Here is a 13,857-nt window from a genome sequence, read left to right on the forward strand (position 1 = left end):
ATGGCTCATTTTATAGGGGGAATGGAATTTTTAATGTGTAGTATTGTGAATGAGTTTGTTGAACGGGCTATGACACTATTCAATATTTACTTCAAAATAAACAGATTAGCGCGCGCTATAGTCAAATCATTATAAAACCAATACAATGGTGCAATGAGTTATTCAGAACATTTTAGACGTAAAATTTTAGCTAAGCTTGAGGAAGGTTATTCTATTCGAGCGGTAGCTGCACAATTTGAAATTAATAAAAATACCATTGTTGAATGGAAGAAACGTATAGAGATTAAAAAAACTCGTGTACGTAAACCTTCTAAAATTAACGATGATGCTTTACGTGAAGATGTTGAAAAGTATCCTGATGCTTATCAATATGAACGTGCTGCACGTTTTAATTGTGGTGTTTCATCTATTGGTGCTGCATTAAAGCGCTTAAATATTACAGTTAAAAAAAGACGTTAAGCCATCCTAAAGCAGATACAAAGCTTAGGGATAAATTTATTCTGCAAGTGAATGAATTAGAAAAAAACCATCCGATTATTTATCTGGATGAAAGTGGTTTTAAGTCACATGATTATAGACCTCATGGCTACTCACGAAAAGGAGTACCCTGTTTATGGCAATATAATTGGCAATTAAAGAATCAGACCAATGCCATTGGAGCAATCCATGAGGGTAAGTTATTTTCAGTCGGTTTATTTGACTGCAAAATCAATTCAGATGTTTTTCATTTTTGGATTGAGCAATTCCTCATACCGGCATTACCAGAAAATAGTGTAGTGGTTATGGATAATGCAGCATTTCATAAAAGAGCAGATATTCAGGAGTTATTGGAACAACAAGGGCATAAAATTCTTTGGCTTCCTGCATACAGCCCTGATTTAAATCCTATAGATGAGCGATATATCGTGCAAGGTGGGCATGGGTTAAACGTAAGCGTAAAGAATGGTTGATCGACTCAGTCGATGAGTTATTTCGAGTTTTTTTCGAATCTTGTATGAATAATAAAGTAGTTTGACTATATTGTAACCAGTGCAATAAAAAATATACGAAAAAAATGACAACCCGTTTTAGTATAGCGTTGCTCAGAACGAGGCCAGTGAGGCGGAAAGGTGGACCAAAAACAATGAAGATTAAATGTGTCCTAGCCAGCTGTGTGTTGTTTTTCACGCCGTGGAGTCATGCCTTGGATTTGGTCGACGCTTTACAACGCGCCAAAGTCAATGATCCTAACTGGCAAGCCAATTTACTCCAATATGAAGCCGATCAACTCAATTTAGGCATTGCTCAAGGTAACTTACTACCTACCATTAGTCTGTCTGGTAATGTGACTCGAAAAAATCAACCCATTGGGCAGGTGAGTTCGGTTCTTTCCATGCCCGATACGACCACCACCAAACAAGTGGCGATTACGGCGCGCCAACCCCTTTTTCGTTGGGATGCGTGGGAAGGTTTGAAACAAGTCAAGACTTCCCTCAGTTTAAGTGAAGTCAATTTACAGCTACAGCGGCAGCAACACATTTTAGCGGTGACGGAAGCCTATTTTAATGTACTGCGCCAACAAAGTTTAACCGCAGCCAATTTACAAGAAGAACAGGCTCTACTTGAGCAACTGAATATGATGAATGCTAAACTTAGAGAGGGCTTGGTGGCAAAAAGTGATGTGAGTGAAGCTAATGCACAGTACCAAAGCGCACAGGCTAACCGCATTGCGACGCATGTACAACTGGTCTTGGCGCAGGAACAACTGGCGCAAATTATTGGGCCTTATCAAGAAAACTTGGCAGTGCTACGTGAAGACTTTCAGTTTCAAAAACCTTATCCAGCAGAGCTTTCGGCATGGACCAATTTAGCTCTCGCACAGAACCTAGGCATTCAGCAGGCACGCTTACAACAGCGCTATGCTGAAGATCAAAAACGGGTTGAACAAGCTGCGTTGTATCCGCAAATTGAAGCTGTGGGAAGCTATGGTTATAGTGAGCAGACACCAGAGAATATTATGTCGGCCAAAGGTAACTTTGATCAGATTGGTATTGAGATGAATTGGAATGTCTATACGGGGGGGCGAACCAAAAAGTCGATTCAAAAAGCCGCTGTTAACGTCAAAAAATCTGAAGCCGAATTGGATGCCGCCATCCGTAAAGCCAACACCGAGGTGAAAAAGTCTTATTTGCAAGTGGAAACAGACCAAGCCAAGTTGCAAGCACGTAAAGCTGCTATGGAATCATCCAGCCTCGTCTCTCGTGCCTCACAAGCGCAGTATCAAGAAGGCTTAAAAACCATGGTCGATGTTTTACTGGCACAGCGCAATGCCTTTTCGGCCAAGCAAGACTATGTCAATGCCAAGTATGACTATCTGATCAATGTCTTGCATTTAAAGGCATCTGTGGGTAAGTTGACTGAACAAGATATTCAAGAAATGAATGCATGGTTGGTGGACAAAGCACGCTTATAAAAGGGTCTTGTCATCAAATCTTCACAATTGCTATGCTTTAATATCGCTCAATCTTTAGTCCCTCATGATGTTGCTGTGGAGTACGTCCTTTGCCAAATAGTCCTGTTTTAAACCATCACATTTCTTCGCAGTTCAATGAAGATTTGCAGGATGTGAACACCAAATTTATGACCATGGGTGGTTTGGTAGAGCAACAAGTGGCAAATGCAATTCATGCGCTACTCGACACCGATGCCAACTTAGCGGTCGATGTTCAGTTTAAAGATAATGCGGTGAATCAGCTCGAACGTGAAATTGATGAAGCTTTGACGTTGATTCTGGCGCGTCGTCATCCTGCTGCAATTGATTTGCGTATGGTAATTGCGATGTCGAAAGCCAATACAGACCTAGAGCGTATTGGTGATGAAGCGGCGAAAATTGCTCGTATTGCGCAAAGCTTATGTGAAGATGGCGAATCCCCTCGCGGTTATATGGAAACGCGTCATATTGGTAACCAAGTCCGTGTCATGATTCATGATGCCCTAGACGCTTTTGCACGCTTAGATGCAGAACAAGCGCTACGTGTGATGATGGCCGATGCTGATATTGACCGTGAATATCAATCTGCAACGCGTACTTTGATGACTTATATGATTGAAGACCCGCGTCATATTGCCCGTGTGATTAATGTGATGTGGGTATTGCGTTCATTAGAACGGATTGGCGATCATGCGCGTAATATCTCTGAACAAGTGATTTACATGGTGAAAGGTTTGGATGTACGTCATACCAGTTTTGAAGAAGTTGAAAAACATATCCAAAAATAAAAAAAGCGAAACTTATTTTTCAAGCACAACTTCGGTTGTGCTTTTTAATGGTTGCTTAATTTTCGGATAAAAAAAATCTCAGACTTTGGGGGAAATCTGAGACTAAAATCGGGGATATTTATCGTTATCGATAAGAGGTTTCCCTCTATCCTTGAATGCCATTATAGGAAAGATGTTTTTCTGCGTCATGTAGGTTCTTGTAGTGTAATGTTGAGTTTTGCAATGGTTGTGTAGCGCTATGTTTACACTTAATTATTTAGATACAAATAGCTGTTCTATAGTCTGATTGAGTCATTAATATGTCATCTATTTGGGGTTTGGTCATCCCTGTGCTTGGATAGAACATTGTATGAATAAAAAGAAAAGCCCCGATGTCGGAGCTTTTCAAATGTGCAACGCTTTATCACGCCTCAGGCTTTAAGCCTTCTGCTTTTTCTAAGCTTTCATCATTGTTAAAGAACTTCTCACGTTGTTCTTCAAGAAACTTTTTCGCATCAGGTTCAAACACATTTAAGCGTTTTTCATTGATTAAAGTGGTTTGGTGCTTTAACCATTCTCCCCAAGCTTGCTTGGAGATGTTTTCAAAAAGTTCTTGGCCTTTTGCACCAGGAAACGGTGCAAAGTCTAAACCTTCCATTTCTGTTTGATATTTACGGCAAAAAACTTGTCGAGTCATATCTAGACGTCCTTATTGAGCATAAAGTTTTTCTAAACGCGCATGGGCACGTTCAATGGCAGCTTCGACTTGCGCAGGTGCAGTTCCACCAATGTGGTTACGTGCATTGACTGACGCTTCAAGGGTTAGTGCTTTTTCAAATACATCCGCTTGAATTAAGTCAGAGAACTGTTGAAGTTGTTCTAAAGTTAATTCAGAAAGATCTTTTGACTCTTGAACACCTAAAGCAACAGCTTTACCCACAATTTCATGTGCATCACGGAAAGCCACGCCATTTTTCACAAGGTAATCAGCCAAGTCAGTTGCGGTTGAGAAACCACGCAGCGCTGCTTCACGCATGATGTCGATGTTTGGCACCAAAGCAGGAATCATGTCTGCAAAAGCCATGAGCGAGCCACGCACGGTATCAATCGCATCAAACAACGGTTCTTTGTCTTCTTGGTTGTCTTTGTTATACGCCAACGGTTGACCTTTCATCAGTGTTAACAAACTCATCAAGTCGCCATAGACACGGCCTGTTTTACCACGCACTAACTCAGGCACATCTGGATTTTTCTTTTGTGGCATGATTGAAGAGCCAGTACAGAAACGGTCTGGAATGTTTACAAACTTAAACTGTGCAGACGTCCAAAGAATCAGTTCTTCTGACATACGTGATAAGTGCATCATGATCAGAGAAGCCGCGGCATTGAACTCAATACCAAAGTCGCGGTCAGATACTGCATCGAGTGAGTTTTCAGAAACAGCTTCAAAACCCAGTAACTCTGCTGTAAATGCGCGGTCGATTGGGTAAGTAGTACCCGCAAGTGCTGCTGAACCCAAAGGCATGCGGTTAGTACGTTTACGACAGTCAATGAGACGCTCAGAGTCACGGACTAACATTTCAAACCATGCTAGTAGGTGGTGACCAAAAGTCACAGGCTGTGCCGTTTGTAAGTGAGTGAAGCCCGGCATAATGGTGTGCGTGTTTTGAGCAGCAATACTCAAAATACCTTTTTGCAATTTTTTCAGTAATTCTAAAATGGCATCGATTTCATCGCGGACATAGAGGCGAATGTCGGTTGCCACTTGGTCATTACGGCTACGACCGGTGTGGAGCTTTTTACCTGTAATGCCAATCCGTTGAGTCAAACGCGACTCAATGTTCATGTGCACATCTTCTAGGTCAATACGCCATTCGAATTGACCCGCTTCGATTTCAGCTTGAATGGTGTTTAAGCCATTGATGATGTCATCGCGTTCTTGTTCTGTTAGAACGCCAACTTTAGCAAGCATGGTCGCGTGAGCAATAGAACCTGCAATATCTTGTTTATAAAAGCGTTGGTCAAATTGTACAGATGCTGTAAATTCAGCAACAAAGGCATCAGTAGCTTCAGAGAAACGACCGCCCCACATACCCGAAGTTTGGGCTTGTGACGGATTTGAGGAATTAGAAGATGTGGTCATGTCGGCTCAATAAGATAAAAAGCGGTAGAACTCGCATGAGTATAACAAATTCAAGACAACTTGCCGAAGTTCAAGATGCGCAAAGTTTAACTTCCAGCATGGCTAAGCCAAATATCTCTTATTTATTTAGTAAAATCGTGCAATGGCCGCATTTGTTGGAATTATTTGTTGGTGGAAATTTGTTGGCCATGCTGTTGGCTTTGGCCGAGGCGCAGTCTTGGTCAAACTTGGTGTTTGAGCATGTACTCGGTTATATGCTTTACATCAATTGGGTTTTACTGTCTTTTGCTGCGCTAATGCAATATGGGCAAAAAAAGTTGCAGAATTTGGGTCTGGGTATGACTTTATTGTCAGGCTTTTTTCTATTACAGATCATTGTTTTGGTGACCACGCTCAGCCTTAATATACTGATCTTCTTTGGAGCTAATTTTAGTTTCAATGGTTTGACTTCAGCCATCTTATGGAATGATGTTGCTTTGCATTTGGGCTATGGCTTGCTGTTAGGCAGCTTTTGTTTTCGTTATTTGTACCTAAGAGAACAGTGGTTTAGGCAGCAAAATAGTGAGCTGAATGCACGGGTGCAAGCCATGCAAGCCCGTATCCACCCGCATTTTTTGTTTAATAGTTTAAACAATGTGATTTGCCTAATTGCGATTGACCCAGATAAAGCCGAACAGATGTTGCTCAATCTATCGCGTCTGTTTAGAGCCAGTTTCCAAGAGTTAAAACTGGTCAAGCTCAGTGATGAAATTGAGTTGTGTCAGCGTTATTTGGCGATTGAGCAAATTCGTTTGGGGGATCGTTTACAGGTTGAATGGAAAATCGAGCATGCCGAATTGTGTAAGCAGGTACAAATTCCACTCTTAACTTTACAACCTTTACTTGAAAATAGTATTTTTCATGGTGTTGAAAAATTTTTAACTAAGAGTACGATAAGTGTACTGATTGAAATATTGCAAAATCAAGTTAATATCGTCATAACTAACCCATTTACAAAGGAAACAATTCATAAACGACAAGGACATGGTATTGCCATTGAAAATGTGAAGCAGCGTCTAGAGGCATATTTTGGGCGAACTGTGAGCTTTCAAACCTATGCAGGGGAGGGAATGTATACCACTGTTGTGCAGTATCAATATAAATAAGCCGCAGTGAACCTATAAAAATAAACAAGGTGACTGTTGGGGAGGAGATAAATGGACATCCTAATTTGTGATGATGAGCCTTTAGCAATCGAACGTTTGTCTAGATTGGTGAGTCAGCTCGGACATCAAGTGGTGGCAACAGCCTCACATGGTCAACAAGCAATTGAATTAACTCAACAATATGAACCAGATGTGGTACTTTTAGATATTCAGATGCCAGAAATGGATGGGTTGACCTGTGCGCATTATTTGCGCCAGCTTGAGCCGATGCCAGCTTTGGTGTTTTGTACAGCTTATGATGAACATGCGCTTGATGCATTTAAGTCACATGCTGAAGGTTATTTATTAAAACCAGTGATGCAACAGGAATTGCAACAAGTGCTTGGTCACCTCACTAAATTAACCCAAGCTCAAATGAGCGAGATAAAACAAAAAGAAAATATGGACGAATTTAACGTAAAGCGACACCAAATCGCAGCGAAAACCTATCGTGGTGTGGAATTGGTTCCCATTGAAAATATTTATTATTTTTTGGCGGATCAAAAATATGTCACGGTACGCCACAAAAATGGCAGTGTCTTAATTGATGAAACCTTAAAAGACTTAGAACATGAGTTTGGGGATGCCTTTATTCGTATCCACCGTAATGCCTTGGTTTCTGTTCACTTTTTAGAAGGGCTTGAAGTGGTCAACTCTGGGCAGTATCAAGTGCGTTGCCGTGAGTTAGATGAGCGTCTAGCGGTGAGTCGACGGCATTTGCCGGGCTTGCGCGAGCGCTTACATAGGCTTTAGCACGCCAATTTAATGGCTCTGCTGCTGATGAGACGGGGCGCTTTGGGCTGAATACATTTCCAATGGGGGAAATTCAGTTTAAGATAGTTTCATTCTTATTGGCACATACTAAAATTTATGAAAACCCTAAAGATCGCTACTCGACAAAGCCCACTTGCCCTTTGGCAGGCTGAACATATTCGTGCTCGTTTAGAAGCATTGCATGCGGGGCTCACAGTAGAGTTGGTGACTTTTGTTACCCAAGGGGACAAAATTTTAGATACGCCATTGGCAAAAATTGGTGGCAAAGGTTTATTTGTCAAAGAGCTTGAAGCAGCGTTATTGGATGGTCGTGCTGATTTGGCAGTGCATTCGATGAAAGATGTTCCGATGGCTTTGCCCGAGGGATTATCGCTGGCCGTTATTTGTGAACGGGAAGATCCTTTAGATGCTTTTGTGTCGAATAGTTATGCGAATTTTGATGCATTGCCACAAGGGGCGAAGGTCGGTACTTCGAGTTTGCGCCGTAAATGCCAAATTTTAAAGCAACGACCCGACCTAGAGATTATCGATTTACGTGGCAACGTGGGAACACGTTTATCTAAATTGGATGCGGGTCAGTACGATGCTATTATTTTGGCCAGTGCGGGATTAAAACGCTTGGGGTTGGCAGAACGTATTCGTCATACCATTCGCCCAGAGTTGAGTTTACCTGCAGTGGGTCAGGGCGCTTTAGGGTTAGAGTGCCGTGCAAATGATCAAGCGGTATTGGATTTGATTCATCCTTTATTACATGTAGAAACCGATACCTGTGTACGGGCTGAACGTGCTTTCAATGCTTATCTTGAAGGTGGATGTCAGGTACCTATTGCAGGCTATGCCACTTTAGCAGACAACCGTATTCAGCTCGAAGGGCGTGTGGGGAGTGTCGATGGGCAAACGCTCCTCAAAGCACAAGTGGCGGGTGATGCCGCTGAAGCCGAGCATTTGGGTGTTGTCCTTGCACAAGAGTTATTGGCTCAAGGTGCAGGTGATTTACTCAAAGCCTTTTATCACTAATATGTCTTAACGATGCTGTTTATTAATACGCGCCCTGTTGATCGCGCGGCAAGCCTCACGATGGCACTAGAGCAACAGGCCGTTGAGGTCTATCCATTGCCGTTACTGGAGTTGTTGCCTAGAGCATGGGATCATGATCTGGCACGCTTGTATCAGCAGTTAGCGCACACCCAAGTGATTGTGGTGGTCAGCCCCAGTGCCGTGCAGTTTGGTATGGCACATTTGCTGCAAAGTGGTTTAACGGTGTCCGATTTACAGCATATTCAATGGATTGCGGTTGGACAAAAAACAGCGCAGGCTTTGGCTGAATATAGTTTGGACAGTGTGGTGCCTGAGGTAGAAACCTCTGAAGGGATGTTACAACTACCTGTTTTACAGAACTTGGCCAGTGATGCGAGCATTGCATTTTGGCGTGGAGAAGGTGGGCGTCAGTTTATGATGGACACCTTAATGCAACACGGGCGTCTTATACTGAACTTTGTTTTGTATGAGCGTCATTGTCCAAATGAAACGATGCAGCAACAGGCTGAACTAATTCAATGTTTATCAGAACATAATGATTATGTTGCACTGATCAGCAGTGAGGCCAGTTGGCTGAATTGGTTAGCTCTGCTGGACACAAATATTCAGCTCCTGCAAAAGGGACACTTTTTGGTGTTGGGTGAGCGTTTGGCACAGATCTTGAAGCAGTATCAACAGCAAATGCATGTGCCGTTTAAAATGAGTGTACTGAAAGATTTAAAGACAGCCACGATTGTACAGTTGTTACAAAGTGAGCAAGGGAACGCATGAAGAAGATTCTTATCATTGTATTGATGGCTGCATTGGCGTGGATTGCGAAGCTAAGCTATGACGTGTGGGGGCTGAGTACACAGCAAGCCACTTTGCTCAATGAAATGCACCAAATCGAACAGCGCAGCGCCAATTTGAACGATCAAGTCGTGGCTATGCAGCGTCAAAAAGGAACTTTGAAACAAAACCCAACAGCAGCAAAGGTGACGAGTAGCCAACCCGCCGAATTGGTGGTTGAGGGCATTGATCCAATTTTGTTTATTAAGCAACAGCTGGACTTGGTTGAGTTTGCCTTAAAGCAACAGCAGTATGTGGTGGCCACCGATAAGCTGGCCTTTTTAGATATGCAGCTGGAAAAATATAATTTGGCTGTGGCGTTGAAGCAAAGTTTGCATCAGGTGATAGCGCGAGATATGCAAACCATTCAGAAGTTTGTGGCTGAGCGCAATGAGCAGCAAGCGCTGATTAACCGTCAGCTGCAACAGATTGATCAGGCTTTAAGTCGGGAAATACAACAACCTCAGTTAAACACCACGCGCGATACGTCCGAATCCTTTTGGAAGCAATGGTTAAGGCTCGAACCTGCGCAAGCACCTGCAACAGCGTTAATGCAACGACAAATCGTGCTTAAAGAAGCACAGTTGCGCTTATTGTTAGCACGCCAAGCCTTAGCTGCAGGGCAATATACCGAATATCAAAAAGACTTAACCGAAGTGATGCTGTTGATCCAGCAACTTCCAGACCCTAAAGCCAAAGAGCTGCTGAAACAGCTGAATAAGCTGAAAACATTGGTGGTTGTCCCAACGCCTATTTTAAGTACGCGTGCGTTGTTGGGGCAATGAAATGAAACAAATACTGATTGCTTATGGTTTGGTGAGTTTAATTGCAATTGCTGTGTTGAGTGTCTTGAGTTATGGGCATGGTGCGGGTTATGTCTACGTGTTTTGGCATGACTGGCAGTTACAAACCAATCTCTGGATTGTATTTATTGCGCTAGCACTGCTTAGTTTTAGCTTGCATTTGGTTTGGTTGGGGCTAAAACGCTATCTCAGTCGAGAAAAACGCAAAGCGGAAACTGTTTTTGATTTTAAAAGTTTGCATCCTTATGAACAACTGGCTGTGATTTGGCTGTTGGATGCAGGTCGAGATCAACAAGCCTTTATTCAAAATGCCTTCGCGCAGTCGGGCTTGCTCAAAAGTATAATCGATGCACGTTTATATCTGATGCAGGAGCAGTTCCCTGAAGCCTTAAGCGCCTTGAGCCAAAGCAATGCCATGGCTTTTGAGTTGGCTGAACTGCAGCGTATTGAACTGTTTTTAGCACAAGAAGATGCAGAACAGGCTTTAACCCATCTAGAGTTTCTCAATCAACATGAACTTTCACCTTGGCTTAAAGATGTGCAAACCGCTTATGAAGCGTGTTTAAAAGAGCTATGGGGGCGTTTTGCGATTCAGTTTCCGTGGCTGTATTTACGCTCAACCCAATATGGTCATTTAGATCAAGATGTGAAAAAAGCATGGCTGAAGCGTTTATTGATAAAATTTGATCAAGCCAATTATGAAAATTTAGAGGATTTAAAACAACGTTATTTAGACTTGTCTGATCAGATTTTCAGCCGCAGTTATGATGTTCAACTGCTGTGGCTTAAGTTATTAGCACGTATGCCAGACATGAGTGAACAGCACGAACACTTGTCGATTTATTTGCTCAATCAGCAGTTTAATTCGGAAGTATTTTATTTGTGGTTCCAGCAGCAACTTTTGAAACAGCAACCCGATTATGTGGACTTGCAGCAACACATTGAAGCATGGGAAGCGAAGTATACGAGTGTGCCGGTTTTGAGTTTTGCCAAGTGGCATATTTATACTGCTTTAGGCATGCAAGAGCAGGCAGATACGTTATTAAGTTTATATCCAGATAATGTATTAATGAACTATTTAAGAATCAAATCGACTTTAAATGGTGATGAAGATTTAATTAAACAGTTAAATTTAATTTTTGAAAATAATGCAAATTTTGTAGAAATGAAAATATAGGTGCATAATGCAGAGCGTTTTAGATTACCCATTGGTTTATACTCAACACGTGGCTTGGGGAGATATGGATGCCTTTGGTCATGTTAATAATGTCATGTATTATCGTTATGTTGAAAGTGCGCGTTTGGCGTATATTGAACATACAGATATTTTATCTGCGGATGTACTAACTGTTGTTGCATCAAATCAGTGCAAATATTTAAAACCAGTATTTTATCCAGACCAATTAAAAATTAGTGCGCGTATTGAAGAACTCAGAAATAGTGCATTTCGTATGCATTATTTATTATGGAGTGAACAGCAACAAGCGTTAGTTGCGGAAGCAGAAGCGGTCATTGTTTGTGTCGATAAAACCAATATGCAGAAAACATTAATTCCTGAACTGGTGCATCAAAAACTCAAAGAATTTGAGTTAACCGTCGGTCACCAAATATAAATCTCTTTTTATTTATTTTAAAAGTCGTTAGACTATATAAATATTGTCTAAGTATTGTTGTTTAAGTCATGGATGAGTTGAGTCTTTGGTCTAATCAAAATATTATTAAATAGACTCAGTAAATAAAATGTTGGTTAATGGAGTTAATGTAATGCCAGATATTAGTAATTTATCCGTAGAAGAGTTAAAGCGTCTACAAATCGAAGCGGAAGCTTTAATTGCATCTAAAAAAGATCAAGCAATTGAAGATGCTTATACTCAAATTAATGCGATTGCGGAAAATGTAGGCTTAAGCATTGAACAAATTTTAGAGTTTGGCGCGACCAAGCGTAAAAAAGGCACACGTAAGTCGGTTGAACCGCGTTACCGTAACAAAGGCAATGCTGCTGAGACATGGACTGGCCGTGGTAAGCAACCACGTTGGTTAGTGGCTCAGTTAGAAAAAGGTGCGAAGCTTGAAGATTTTCTAATCTAAGTCATCACCTTGTCACAGATGTGACATAAGCTCAAAAAACCAAGCATCATCTGCTTGGTTTTTTTTATAGTTAAAGTTTGGTGTTGTTGTAAAATTATGCATAATGTCTATCAAAGAAAGACAAGAAATGAAGCAAGGAAGAATAATTGAAAGTTCGTGGTGGGAGAATCACAAAACCTAAATACATCACGTGGTGGATGTTTGCAGTCGTTGCCTTTTTAATTTTTGTTTTGCTGCAAATTCCTGCGGCATGGCTCATTGCAAAATTTTATAAAAACAACCAAGTTTTACATAACGTCAGCGGTAATATTTGGCATGGACAGGCCGATTGGCAAACTGGAAAATTGCGTGGAACTGTGCTGTGGACCACCCGACCTTTAGATTTACTGCTCCTTCGTGCAGGGGCCAATCTCGAAATTTATAGTGCCAATACCAAGCTTGAAGGCGTTTTAGCCTATGGGTTTGGGAAAAAAATAATGGTGCGTGATTTAAACGGACAAATTGCACCTGAAACGTTAAAGTCGTTGGCCAATTGGCAATGGCCGAGTAATGCGATTCAGTTACAAGAAATTGATTTTAACTATAAAAAAGAGCAGGGATTTGATCAAGTGGATGGGGGAATACAATGGGCAGGTGGCGAACTCATGTATATCTTTGCGCAGCGCCCACAACAAATGCAGATTCCATCGTTGGCGGGTCGTTTGTCGCAGGAGCAAAATAAGCTGATGGTCGATTTACGCGATCAACGACAACAGAAACTGATGAACCTGACCATCGACCCAAGTCTGATGCTAGATGTGCAATTAACCCAGCGTCTCATGTTGAATGTCCCGTCATATCAAGGCAAAGCAGGCCTAGATAGTTATGTGGTGAGTTCACGTCAGCCTTTACTTAGTGGGGGCTTTTAATGGGTTTTGATCTGCAAAAATTACCAGAAGTGAATCTCAAACAGTTTGAACGTATAGCGCCACTGTGCTTAATGCTTTTGATCTTGGCACTATGCTGGAAGTTGGCTGGCTTATTTTGGCTTTGGGTAGCGCCACCACAAGTCATGCAAATGCCACGCGTTGAATTGGGTTCACAGCAACCACAAGTTCCGAATATTACCAATTTTGCGTTATTTGCAGAGCAAAGTAAGAATCCTGCAGATGATCAGCTCAATTTACAGCTACAAGGTGTGGTGGTTGGGCAACCTAGTCAGTTCTCATCTGCCGTGATCAAGGCAAATAATGTGGCAGAGCGCTATCGGGTGGGGGAAAACATCGAAGGCAGCGCTTATTATTTGTCAGAGGTGTATTGGGATCGCGCGATTCTCAAAAATAACAGTGGGCAAACCCGAGAATTGTTTTTTCAAGGGATTGATAATTTAGATCAGCAAATTGTGCCCCCAGCAACAGCACCCGTTGTAGCGCCTGCTGTGAGTCAAGAGCAGCAAGCATTAGGCCAAGCAGTACAGAACTTACAACAAGATCGTGAGCAATATTTAAAAGATTTGGGTGTAAATACCAATAACACAGGGCAAGGTTATCAAGTCACGGAGCAAACACCAGCTGCACTGCGAAGTCGTTTAGGCTTGCAGGCTGGGGATCAGATTATGTCTTTAAATGGTCAAACGATCGGACAGGGGCAAAACGACGCGCAGTTGTTAGAACGTGCGCGCCGTGAAGGACAAGTAAAAATAGAAGTGAAACGTGGTGATCGTATCATTACGGTACAACAGAATTTTCAGTGATCGAACATCACCAATATTAGTTAGGAATGA

The 13,857-nt window shown here is 41.9% G+C and carries 16 protein-coding genes; 14 read left to right on the forward strand and 2 right to left on the reverse strand.

Annotated elements, in window-relative coordinates; all coding sequences use genetic code 11:
* Nucleotides 1–153 precede the first annotated feature (153 nt).
* From AC4CVD_RS01040 to phoU, 4 genes are all read left to right on the forward strand, one after another.
* A complete protein-coding gene (locus AC4CVD_RS01040) occupies nt 154–459 on the forward strand; it encodes an IS630 transposase-related protein (RefSeq protein ID WP_000122230.1) in 306 nt (101 codons plus the stop codon).
* A 47-nt stretch (nt 460–506) separates the two neighbouring features.
* On the forward strand, nt 507–950 hold the full coding sequence (locus AC4CVD_RS01045) for a transposase (RefSeq protein ID WP_178929031.1): 444 nt from the start codon (nt 507–509) through the stop codon (nt 948–950).
* Between the two features lie 173 nt (nt 951–1,123).
* Entirely contained in the window at nt 1,124–2,452 is a 1,329-nt protein-coding gene (abuO, locus tag AC4CVD_RS01050; protein ID WP_114837603.1) for a multidrug efflux outer membrane protein AbuO, read from the forward strand.
* An 89-nt stretch (nt 2,453–2,541) separates the two neighbouring features.
* Nucleotides 2,542–3,258: a phosphate signaling complex protein PhoU gene (gene phoU, locus AC4CVD_RS01055; RefSeq protein ID WP_004692799.1), complete on the forward strand. Its 717-nt coding sequence runs from the start codon at nt 2,542–2,544 to the stop codon at nt 3,256–3,258.
* A gap of 403 nt (nt 3,259–3,661) precedes the next feature.
* Here the strand turns inward: phoU and AC4CVD_RS01060 are convergent, their stop codons facing one another.
* Nucleotides 3,662–3,934: an oxidative damage protection protein gene (locus AC4CVD_RS01060; RefSeq protein ID WP_004692798.1), complete on the reverse strand. Its 273-nt coding sequence runs from the start codon at nt 3,932–3,934 to the stop codon at nt 3,662–3,664.
* A 12-nt stretch (nt 3,935–3,946) separates the two neighbouring features.
* Entirely contained in the window at nt 3,947–5,380 is a 1,434-nt protein-coding gene (gene argH / locus AC4CVD_RS01065) for an argininosuccinate lyase (protein ID WP_004692796.1), read from the reverse strand.
* Between argH and AC4CVD_RS01070 the strand changes: the two genes are divergently transcribed.
* From AC4CVD_RS01070 to AC4CVD_RS01115, 10 genes are all read left to right on the forward strand, one after another.
* Nucleotides 5,371–6,525, forward strand: coding sequence for a sensor histidine kinase (locus AC4CVD_RS01070; protein WP_262470038.1), 1,155 nt, complete (start codon nt 5,371–5,373; stop codon nt 6,523–6,525). The two genes, argH and AC4CVD_RS01070, sit on opposite strands and share 10 nt — an antisense overlap.
* A gap of 51 nt (nt 6,526–6,576) precedes the next feature.
* Nucleotides 6,577–7,317 (forward strand): LytR/AlgR family response regulator transcription factor, encoded by a 741-nt coding sequence (locus tag AC4CVD_RS01075; RefSeq protein WP_114837602.1) that lies wholly within the window; start codon nt 6,577–6,579, stop codon nt 7,315–7,317.
* Nucleotides 7,318–7,434: 117 nt separating this feature from the next.
* Entirely contained in the window at nt 7,435–8,355 is a 921-nt protein-coding gene (gene hemC, locus AC4CVD_RS01080) for a hydroxymethylbilane synthase (protein ID WP_490751739.1), read from the forward strand.
* Between the two features lie 12 nt (nt 8,356–8,367).
* Nucleotides 8,368–9,147, forward strand: a complete 780-nt coding sequence (locus AC4CVD_RS01085; RefSeq protein WP_490751741.1) for a uroporphyrinogen-III synthase — start codon at nt 8,368–8,370, stop codon at nt 9,145–9,147.
* Entirely contained in the window at nt 9,144–9,989 is an 846-nt protein-coding gene (locus AC4CVD_RS01090) for a hypothetical protein (RefSeq protein WP_490751743.1), read from the forward strand. Before AC4CVD_RS01085 ends, AC4CVD_RS01090 begins: the two co-directional genes overlap by 4 nt.
* 1 nt (nt 9,990) lies before the next feature.
* Nucleotides 9,991–11,184: a heme biosynthesis protein HemY gene (locus tag AC4CVD_RS01095; protein ID WP_279698074.1), complete on the forward strand. Its 1,194-nt coding sequence runs from the start codon at nt 9,991–9,993 to the stop codon at nt 11,182–11,184.
* Nucleotides 11,185–11,191: 7 nt separating this feature from the next.
* On the forward strand, nt 11,192–11,620 hold the full coding sequence (locus AC4CVD_RS01100; protein WP_490751745.1) for an acyl-CoA thioesterase: 429 nt from the start codon (nt 11,192–11,194) through the stop codon (nt 11,618–11,620).
* A gap of 151 nt (nt 11,621–11,771) precedes the next feature.
* Nucleotides 11,772–12,095: an H-NS histone family protein gene (locus AC4CVD_RS01105; protein WP_004692786.1), complete on the forward strand. Its 324-nt coding sequence runs from the start codon at nt 11,772–11,774 to the stop codon at nt 12,093–12,095.
* Nucleotides 12,096–12,292: 197 nt separating this feature from the next.
* On the forward strand, nt 12,293–13,003 hold the full coding sequence (gene gspN / locus AC4CVD_RS01110) for a type II secretion system protein N (protein WP_078425920.1): 711 nt from the start codon (nt 12,293–12,295) through the stop codon (nt 13,001–13,003).
* The gene (locus AC4CVD_RS01115) at nt 13,003–13,827 is read left to right on the forward strand and encodes a type II secretion system protein N (RefSeq protein WP_490751747.1); all 825 of its coding nucleotides are present in this window, start codon (nt 13,003–13,005) and stop codon (nt 13,825–13,827) included. Before gspN ends, AC4CVD_RS01115 begins: the two co-directional genes overlap by 1 nt.
* Nucleotides 13,828–13,857: the final 30 nt, after the last annotated feature.

This window comes from Acinetobacter sp. LipI_23, from assembly GCF_058243045.1.

What these genes read in the sequence shown, in the direction of transcription:
- AC4CVD_RS01095 (WP_279698074.1), top strand. Translation starts at nt 9,991, where the DNA reads ATGAAACAAATACTGATTGCTTATGGTTTGGTGAGTTTAATTGCAATT.
- AC4CVD_RS01085 (WP_490751741.1), top strand. Translation starts at nt 8,368, where the DNA reads ATGCTGTTTATTAATACGCGCCCTGTTGATCGCGCGGCAAGCCTCACG.
- gspN (WP_078425920.1), top strand. Translation starts at nt 12,293, where the DNA reads ATGTTTGCAGTCGTTGCCTTTTTAATTTTTGTTTTGCTGCAAATTCCT.
- AC4CVD_RS01075 (WP_114837602.1), top strand. Translation starts at nt 6,577, where the DNA reads ATGGACATCCTAATTTGTGATGATGAGCCTTTAGCAATCGAACGTTTG.
- argH (WP_004692796.1), bottom strand. Translation starts at nt 5,380, where the DNA reads ATGACCACATCTTCTAATTCCTCAAATCCGTCACAAGCCCAAACTTCG.
- abuO (WP_114837603.1), top strand. Translation starts at nt 1,124, where the DNA reads ATGAAGATTAAATGTGTCCTAGCCAGCTGTGTGTTGTTTTTCACGCCG.
- AC4CVD_RS01040 (WP_000122230.1), top strand. Translation starts at nt 154, where the DNA reads ATGAGTTATTCAGAACATTTTAGACGTAAAATTTTAGCTAAGCTTGAG.
- AC4CVD_RS01060 (WP_004692798.1), bottom strand. Translation starts at nt 3,934, where the DNA reads ATGACTCGACAAGTTTTTTGCCGTAAATATCAAACAGAAATGGAAGGT.
- AC4CVD_RS01100 (WP_490751745.1), top strand. Translation starts at nt 11,192, where the DNA reads ATGCAGAGCGTTTTAGATTACCCATTGGTTTATACTCAACACGTGGCT.
- AC4CVD_RS01070 (WP_262470038.1), top strand. Translation starts at nt 5,371, where the DNA reads ATGTGGTCATGTCGGCTCAATAAGATAAAAAGCGGTAGAACTCGCATG.
- hemC (WP_490751739.1), top strand. Translation starts at nt 7,435, where the DNA reads ATGAAAACCCTAAAGATCGCTACTCGACAAAGCCCACTTGCCCTTTGG.
- AC4CVD_RS01115 (WP_490751747.1), top strand. Translation starts at nt 13,003, where the DNA reads ATGGGTTTTGATCTGCAAAAATTACCAGAAGTGAATCTCAAACAGTTT.
- AC4CVD_RS01090 (WP_490751743.1), top strand. Translation starts at nt 9,144, where the DNA reads ATGAAGAAGATTCTTATCATTGTATTGATGGCTGCATTGGCGTGGATT.
- AC4CVD_RS01105 (WP_004692786.1), top strand. Translation starts at nt 11,772, where the DNA reads ATGCCAGATATTAGTAATTTATCCGTAGAAGAGTTAAAGCGTCTACAA.